The following is a 1,616-nucleotide window of genomic DNA, read 5'->3' on the forward strand; positions in this document are numbered from 1 at the left end:
CGCTCATGCCGTTTCGATTGAATTTGGAGGTGCAACGCAATGATTTTTTTCTGGGCTTTCGTCATTGGCGGACTTATATGTGTAATCGGCCAACTTATGTTTGATGTTGGAAAGCTAACACCAGCTCATACAATGGCAACACTCGTTGTTGCTGGAGCTATATTAGATGGATTCAATTTGTATGAACCATTAATTGATTTCGCTGGAGCTGGGGCAACTGTACCTATTACAAGCTTTGGTAATGCCCTCGTTCACGGTGCAATGGAAGAAGCTGCAAAACATGGCATCGTTGGCGTTATTACCGGCATGTTTAAAGTAACAAGCGCCGGTGTATCCGCAGCTATTATTTTCGGCTTCATCGGAGCATTGCTATTCAAACCGAAAGGATAAGGTGTTCGTATGACAGTTATCGCTAGCGTCAAAACCTGCCTTGCTAGTGTAAGGGGCGCTCAAGCAAGTTTGAGCTCCCTTTCACTACATTCACAGGACGCAAAATCAAAACGTGTATTTCATGAATGTATGTTAGAAATGGAGAGCATCATCGCGGATTTACAAAATAGAGTTTCAGTATTAGAACGTGAAGAACCTCAATATAAAGGGTTTTAAGTAGACTGGAGGAAATGACTATGTCTCACCTACCGGAATGGACACTTGTCATTCTTCGCTCTGTATTCATATTAATTATTTTATTCGCTATTACGAAATGGTTAGGGAAAAGACAAATCTCTCAGCTCTCCTTTTTTGAATACATAGCCGGAATGACAATCGGTGCCATCGCTGCCCAAGTATCTACAGGGCTCGATTCAAAATTTTTTCACGGCGTCTTTGCGATACTCATTTTCGCTGTGGTACCTTTTTTAACAGGAATCCTTTCTTTAAAGAACAAAACAGCTCGGGACTTCTTTGAAGGGAAATCTACCGTATTAATAAAAGATGGAAAGATACTCGAAGACAACTTAAAGAAAGAAAAATATACAAGTGACGAATTACTGGAACTTCTTCGTGGAAAAGATGCCTTCAGCGTAGCTGATGTTGAATTTGCTGTACTAGAACCGAGCGGAGAATTAAATGTATTATTAAAGAAAGATCGCCAACCACTCACAGCAAAAGACATCGGTTTAAAAGTAGCAAACGAAAAAGAACCACAAACTGTTATTATGGATGGCAATGTCTTAGATGAACCGCTATCCGCAAGTGGACATAACCGCGCTTGGCTACATGCTGAACTAGAAAAGCTCGGTGTTGTTATCGAAAATGTCTTTCTCGGTCAAGTTGATTCATACGGACAACTGACTATCGACATTTATAATGACAAACTACAAATGCCTTCTCCTCAAAACAAACCTTTATTATTAGCATCATTAAAAAAATGTCATGCTGATCTTGAACTATTTTCCTTAGAAACAAAGTCGAAATCAGCGAGCGAAATGTATAGTAAAAACGCGAAACAAATCGAAAAGATTTTAAATAAAGTAACCTATCTTTTAAAAGAATAGATATCGAAAGAACGCTTCAGTCAAAAGGCGTTCTTTTCTTTTTTTCTACAGTTTTTATAACGTTTAAATTTATGTAATTCGGTTATGATGTTGAAGATACATAAGCAGGGAATTTCAAAA

3 protein-coding genes are annotated in these 1,616 nt (G+C 38.5%); all 3 read left to right on the forward strand.

The genetic code is table 11. The annotated features are described in order from the left end of the window. Nucleotides 1-39 precede the first annotated feature (39 nt). From spoVAE to BAQ44_RS00015, 3 genes are read left to right on the forward strand one after another with little or no spacing between them, the layout of a single operon-like run. The gene (gene spoVAE, locus BAQ44_RS00005) at nt 40-390 is read left to right on the forward strand and encodes a stage V sporulation protein AE (protein ID WP_000575919.1); all 351 of its coding nucleotides are present in this window, start codon (nt 40-42) and stop codon (nt 388-390) included. A 9-nt stretch (nt 391-399) separates the two neighbouring features. Then, complete coding sequence (locus BAQ44_RS00010; protein WP_000215902.1) at nt 400-606, forward strand: DUF1657 domain-containing protein; 207 nt, start codon at nt 400-402, stop codon at nt 604-606. A 20-nt stretch (nt 607-626) separates the two neighbouring features. Next, the gene (locus BAQ44_RS00015; protein ID WP_065382636.1) at nt 627-1,496 is read left to right on the forward strand and encodes a DUF421 domain-containing protein; all 870 of its coding nucleotides are present in this window, start codon (nt 627-629) and stop codon (nt 1,494-1,496) included. Nucleotides 1,497-1,616 lie beyond the last annotated feature (120 nt).

It is taken from the genome of Bacillus mobilis, assembly GCF_001884045.1.
Classification (GTDB): Bacteria; Bacillota; Bacilli; order Bacillales; family Bacillaceae_G; genus Bacillus_A; species Bacillus_A mobilis.

Excerpts from the sequence above, each read along its gene's own strand:
- spoVAE (WP_000575919.1), top strand. The coding sequence starts at position 40 with ATGATTTTTTTCTGGGCTTTCGTCATTGGCGGACTTATATGTGTAATC.
- BAQ44_RS00010 (WP_000215902.1), top strand. The coding sequence starts at position 400 with ATGACAGTTATCGCTAGCGTCAAAACCTGCCTTGCTAGTGTAAGGGGC.
- BAQ44_RS00015 (WP_065382636.1), top strand. The coding sequence starts at position 627 with ATGTCTCACCTACCGGAATGGACACTTGTCATTCTTCGCTCTGTATTC.